The sequence below is a fragment of the Synechocystis sp. LEGE 06083 genome, assembly GCF_015207725.1.
Taxonomy (GTDB): Bacteria; Cyanobacteriota; Cyanobacteriia; order Cyanobacteriales; family Microcystaceae; genus Synechocystis; species Synechocystis salina.
The window spans coordinates 1-6,512 of record NZ_JADEWJ010000235.1; the positions used below are offsets into that span (position 1 = coordinate 1).

At 41.6% G+C, this 6,512-nt stretch carries 4 protein-coding genes; 1 reads left to right on the top strand and 3 read right to left on the bottom strand.

The features are described 5' to 3' along the window. Positions 1-131: 131 nt before the first annotated feature. The 3 genes from IQ219_RS15475 to IQ219_RS15485 all read right to left on the bottom strand — a co-directional run bounded on the left by IQ219_RS15475 (position 132) and on the right by IQ219_RS15485 (position 5,468). Positions 132-914, bottom strand: coding sequence for a class I SAM-dependent methyltransferase (locus IQ219_RS15475; RefSeq protein WP_194073202.1), 783 nt, complete (start codon positions 912-914; stop codon positions 132-134). Between the two features lie 84 nt (positions 915-998). Further along, on the bottom strand, positions 999-2,321 hold the full coding sequence (locus tag IQ219_RS15480) for an FkbM family methyltransferase (protein WP_228017184.1): 1,323 nt from the start codon (positions 2,319-2,321) through the stop codon (positions 999-1,001). Between the two features lie 132 nt (positions 2,322-2,453). Further along, entirely contained in the window at positions 2,454-5,468 is a 3,015-nt protein-coding gene (locus tag IQ219_RS15485) for an FkbM family methyltransferase (protein WP_194073204.1), read from the bottom strand. A 187-nt stretch (positions 5,469-5,655) separates the two neighbouring features. Here IQ219_RS15485 and IQ219_RS15490 point away from each other — a divergent pair. After that, positions 5,656-6,512 (top strand): hypothetical protein (locus tag IQ219_RS15490; protein WP_194073205.1); only part of this gene is annotated, 857 nt, incomplete at its 3' end.

Consider the following 6,512-nt stretch of genomic DNA (forward strand, 5'->3'; position numbering starts at 1 on the left):
ATGGTAGCGAATTTGATACACGCAATGACTAGCCCGTTTTACTTCCATGACGGGATTTTAATACTTTGGGGTTGCTTATCCCAATCGCAGCAAGCTGCGGGGTATGCGCAACCCTTTTTTAGATCAATCCTCTAAACAGGTAAGAAATCAGGGTCAGAGTCCAAGCCGTAGTAATCTCTGTCTACAAATCTCTGTTCACAGATGCCAAAAGCTGTTGATTCGTCTAGAGTGGCAGTTTTCGTGATCACAAACTTATGAATTTCTCTGTTGTGGAGTTCATCAGCCAACTTCTGGCGAATAAAATGCCGGTAGTTAATGGCAAACATTGGTCGAGCAAGATAGGCCTTATTCCAACCACATAAAACCATTGACAACTTAAAAGGATTTTGATTCAAAAAAATGAATAGTGCTTCTGCCAACTGTGGATAAATGGGATTAAAAAAGTCATCCAGGACTATGATGCCGTCGTCTGACAGTAGTTCTTCACACAATTCAAGGTCATTGATCACAGCCCTGCCTGTGTGTTCACCATCAATATGAAGCCAACGACAAGTAGAACGTAAATCACCAAGGGAGTTAACTGTTACTCGATAAGAAGGTTGCTGAATGTATTTCCCTCTGGTGCCCAGAATGGGAGCAAGGTTGACTTCTGCATCTTCAATATGGCGGGTGCAATCGATCAGGACAAATTCTTCTGTTTCTTTGAGGTGGAGGGATGACATCAAAGCTGACAGACCTTTATAAACCCCAATTTCCAACATATTGCCATGGATACCATGGGTATTTTGGAAACTTAGCAAAGCATCCCAGAGGGCCGCACTCTGTTCCAGAAAAAAACCAGGAATTTCCCCCTGCAATTGCTTAAATTCACCTAGCTTCGAGAGATACGCATAATTGTCTTGGATTGATAACATAGGAACGTCGGTAGTCGGTGGAACTCTGGATAACTTTGTTGATTATGACTACTGACGAGTTTTTTTGCTCCATTTAAGGAAAAGCTACACCGCAAAATAAGTGGCGGGCATAATTGTATTACACCACTTTAAAGCCTGGCTAAAGATTTCGTAATCTTGGAAGAAGAAAACGTTGCCCCAAGAATTTTCCAAGGAATAATCAGAGTTACAGTAATAACTGATTTCGTGTTGTCCCCAAATGCGATAAATGACGATATGCCAGCGGTAGTCTCTTTGCCTCATAGCTGGCACCAGATCCGCGAGATGGTTCATGGCTCCGGTCTGCCCAAAGGGGAAAGTGGGATCCCAAAATTCCGCTAACACCACTGGATAACGAAAATCTCCCATGCCCTTAATAACTTCTAGGTCAAAACCCTCTGCGTCAATTTTGACTAAGCCAATATCATCAGGTAGGATTCCAGCTTCATGCAAACTAGCAATGGTTTTGACTTCCACCGCAATGCTGTCTTGGAAGGCCAAGCCTTCAGTGAGGGAATGGCGAGTTAAACTGCTGTAGAAACTGGCATCATCAAAAATTTTATCTTCTGTCTGATCCACCACTAGATGTAAACTCCTGGTTTCATTGGCGGATCCTAGGGCGTAACCAAGGGCATGGAAATCGCTATTTTGTCCCAATCTTTCTTGTAATTGAGCTAGTACTGGTGGAAAAGGTTCAAAGGCATAAACTTCGTAGCCAGTCTGTAATAATCTAGCGGAGACATCGCCTCGGTTGGCTCCCACATCGATCGCCCGTCGGTGGGGAAGACAGGAATAAAGATAAACCATTAACTCAATGTCGATCGCCTGGAAATAGCTGGGGTCGGTGATTACTTTAAATTTCTGATCATGGACATCAGCGGCAATCTGGGCTAAGTTCTCCTGGACAAAAACAGTCTGGGCTTGATTTTCTTCTTGCAATTTCAAAAACTGACCGGTTAATAACTTCTGATAACTTTCAGCTTCCCCTCTGATATTTTTAAATTCTTGGTGGATATAACCATTGCTTCTTTCAGATTCCTCTCTAATTTTTTTAAATTCTTGGTGTACCAGTTGATCACTTCTTAGAGCTTCTTCTCTGATTTTTTTAAATTCTTGATAAATATTCTCGATTTCTATGCGATGTTCTGCCATCATCCTCTCGAAGATTACCTGCCGCTCTTGACCAGTCTCTATCAAGTATTGCAATGTCTTAACCTGGTCTAGGGAAGACTTGATTAAGAAGATTTGGCTCTCCATGATTTGATTAGCATTTTGAGTCTGTTGCTCTGTAAATGCTCCAATGGCCTGGCGATTCTGTAGGCTGACATCTTTGACGTAATTCGTTGCTTCTCGGAGGTAGTCTAATTTTTCCAGTACAAGATCCTTCAAGGATTTGATTCGTTGGATGGCGCGGTTGTTTTTTAGCAATTGCTTGAGCATTAGATGACAGAAAGATGGAGAGTAGTATCAGCAAAAAAGATAAACTAGAGACATTATTTGAGTAAAATAAGTCAAAACGAACTAGATTTTACGACTGGTTTCAGGCATTAACAAATCCTGACGGATGAACACCACTTCTTTCTGCAATAGGGTACCATCAATGGGCGATCGCCATTCGCCAGTTTCGTCGTAATAGCGGAAACCCAATTGTTCCAGGAGATTGAGCATCTCTAAAAAGACCAGGGCATTTTCGTCGTAGCGGACATAGGAAAGTTCTGCCACCACTAAATCCACTTGCTCGAGGAAATTTTTTGCCCCCGCCAAGACAAGATGTTCGGCGCACTGCACATCAAGTTTGAGAATACCCCGCCCTTGGAGATTTTCTTCTTCAGCCACCTGGTCTAGGGTTTTAACCGCCACTGTCACCGTTTCATAGTCCCGAAAGTCTGCTGGGGTGAGCAGGGAACTGCCATAGAGGTCGGGGGAAACCTGAAAACTGAGCTGCCCTGATTGGTTAGAAACGGCAATCTCGAGGAATTTTGCCTGGGGAATATTTTTCAGGTAATAGTTGCGGGCGGCCTGTTCATAGCGATTAATCAGAGGATCAATCAAAATAAACCGGGCTCCGGGAAAAAGTTGACTGGCGGTATGGGACCAAATGCCATGGGACGCCCCCACATCCATGACAAAATCAGGACGGTAATGGTTGACATCTAAGCGACGCATCACTTGATACACCTGGGCGTAATCTTTATAGATCAGGCTGGGTACTGGAGGTTCAATGAAATGCACTAAGTCAATCGGCGATCGCCGGAAGAGGGATTCAAAGCGGTCATCGGCGGCCTGTCCTTCAGCCAGGGAGTCCCAAATCCAACTATCAATATTTTTATCTCCAAATTTTTCCGCCACGGCTACGGCATTTTCCCTAAGAACTCTTTGACGTTTGGAGTCTAACACTTCGACTACAGCGGCCCCAAAGCTCTCTGGGGTATAGTCACAAACCACCCCAATCTGAAAACGATGAATAAAACTAGCGGCGGAGGTTTTTGGGCTCCCCATCAAAATTACCGGGGTGTTGGATGTGGCCAGGGCAAACAAGATCCGTCCAGGTAAGCTTAGCTGGGAAAATTGGGGTTGATCATCCCGCTCATCCATGGTGCCATAGGGAACCACAATGAAAGGATATTCCTGCAGTTTTTCCACCAATTTATCTTCGGGTAATAGTCCTTGGGGATAAATACCTTTAGCTTGTAAATCTTCATTAGATTCTGTCAGCCAATAATATTTAGAGTTGCCATACCAATCTAACTGCACACCAGCTTTCTTCATACTGTGGCAGAGGTCAGAAAACCATTGTTGGCTCCAGATACTGCCTAACAGAGCGCCCCGTTTTTGTTCACAGTTGTCTGAAGTGGGTTGAAAAGTTTCCGTTTTAATTAACCCATGGGGAACCACCGCTGGCAAAATCCAAAATTTTAAACCAAATTTATTTTCATAGGCATCCCGCAGTTCTGGATGGGTGGCAAAGCGCACATCTGCCTTTTGCAAAAATTCCTCCATGAGGGCATCGGAAATATTATTAACTGTTACATTCTGATCGTCCATAATCCAAATACCCATTGGCGCTCCAAATAATTCCTTAATGGCGATCGCCGTCAGCACATCGGCAGTACTATAGGGGACACAAAAGATCCGACTAACTTGGTGGTCAGCGAAAATATGAGTAATATTGGTGAAAATATCCTTACGAGTCCAGCCATAATGGGGAAAATGATAGGATTGAACACCAAAGCAATGGTCTCCTCCATAGTCATTATTCACACGCACAGAAATAATTTGACTATCATCAGCAAAAACTCGGCGTATCAAGGCTCCCGTACCATGGCGAGGGGTAACCTCATTTAGGGTGATAACCACGCTGGCATCGGCGACCTTGACTAAATTTTGGATTTTTTGAAAACGATAATCTCTGGGGTGACCTTGGGATAAAGAATCCCACATCCATTGAGCCACACCATCAACACTGAGATTTTGTCCTAAAAGTAGCGATTGACGCCGCATATTCTTCTGATTATCTATTTGTAGAATTTCATTTAATTTTTGGGAAAATTCCAGGGGTCGATAACTACTAACTAAACCCAAACCATTACTTACGATAAAATCACCAATCACACTTTCAGGATTTCCTAAAGCCAAGATTGGTAGATTGGCGGCGGCGGTGATTAAACAAAGAAGATAAGATAAACTCAGACTAGTTGATTTTGGGTTATTGCCATGGTTGTCAAAACTTTCCGTAGGGATCACAGCAAAGTTGGCAGAACGCATTAGAATAACCAACTCATCTTCTGATATTTTTCCTTTAAAATTAATTCCATCCTTTGCTATTTCTTCTTCTTTAAACATCAGTAACTGGCGATTAGGATCACCATACCAATCCAGTTCTATGCCTGCAGAACTACAAAGCTTACGTAATTTATCTAAGTATTCTTGACTCCAATTATCACCAGCAGTGATCCCTTTACTTTCCGCTAGATTATGGTCATCAATATTCGGAGCTTCAGTTTTAATTATTCTTCTCTCTATTACCGGAGGAAAAAACCAAAATTTACGATTAAATCTACTGCCATAGGTTTCACATAATTGTGGAGATCCCCCCAAACAAAGATTTGCTTGATTAAACAATTTCCAGGCTAACTCTTTTTCTTTATTATTAAAAGAAATAAACGCGTCCTCTATTATTAGTACACACAAAGGACTGTTGTAAAGACGTTTAACTGCCAATCCTAAATAATAGTCTTCAGGACAGCAGGGAATACAGAGAAGGCGCCGAGGAATATAGTGATCTAATTGACGTACTATCTGTGTAGACAGAATCTCCCCAGACTCAAAATATAAATCGCCAGAAGAAAGCTTAAGTGTATTAGTGCTAAAATCGAAGGTGTTTTTAAGGACAGTTTTAATGTTATGGGAATTATTGATTTCGCAATAACCCGCAATTAAGTCAATTTCTTTGAATTTTATACTTCGTTCAAGAGCTAACAACGCCCCAAGCAATTCCTGTTGTAAGTTGTAAAAATTGTTGGAAATTTCAGACATTGATAGGCTAAAGTAATTAGGGCGACTAAACCTTCAAAAACTAGACATTCTTCACCTATGTCGGCGACAAGGAGAATAGGACCCCCTATCTGTAGTAATCCTATCTTCTTCCGATATTAAGTGCATCTAGCCACAGGTCACAAGAGTGTATTGAGACCATTGTAAGCGACTTCTTGCAACCACTACCATGCCCCATAATATTTTATTAGTTTCCCATTCTGACTTTCCCGCCAATAGTGCAGTGCATGTTCATCATTATGCAAATGAATTAGTAAAGCTTGGGTGTGATTGTGTTGTTGCCGTCCCCTATAATCAAGATTCAGTCAAGGAAATGCCTAATTGTTTGTATTCAGTGGTTGACTACAACCACATGGAGCAACTGCCCAGTAAATTTGAAAATGGTTTTCCTCCTCAAATTGTTCATTGTTGGACTCCTCGGGAACATGTGAGAAAGTTTTGCTGCCAACTATCAGTCCAATATGATATTGCCCTTATTATTCATTTAGAAGATAACGAAGAATGCGTAACTAGTCGATTCCTGGGAATATCTCTGGATAATTTTGATACCCATGCAGAAAGGCTTTTACCCCATAATCTCTCCCATCCTCGAAAATACAAGGATTTTCTAAATACAGCTGATGGAGTCACAATTATCATTGAAAAGCTTAAGGATTTTATTGAGCCTAACATCTCCTATTTAAATCTTTTTCCCGGTGTTGATTCCCTAGAATTTTATCCCCGTCTCCCCGATTTAGATCTGCTCAAAAAACTAGAAATTAGCGAGAAATCGACAATCATTTGTTATACCGGGAATGTACACTTAGCTAACCAAGAAGAGGTAAGAGAACTTTACCTAGCTATCGGTACCAGAAATCGGGCTGGAAAAAAAACAGTGCTAATAAGAACTGGTATAGATAATAACCTAGACTTTTTAGGTGAGAATGATTTATGGGTTAAAGAATATGTCAGGGAAATGGGATGGGTAAAGAGAGCAGAAATCCCTTCGATTTTATCCATTGCAGATATATTAGTACCTGTCTCTTA

Excerpts from the sequence above, each read along its gene's own strand:
- IQ219_RS15475 (WP_194073202.1), bottom strand. The coding sequence starts at position 914 with ATGTTATCAATCCAAGACAATTATGCGTATCTCTCGAAGCTAGGTGAA.
- IQ219_RS15485 (WP_194073204.1), bottom strand. The coding sequence starts at position 5,468 with ATGTCTGAAATTTCCAACAATTTTTACAACTTACAACAGGAATTGCTT.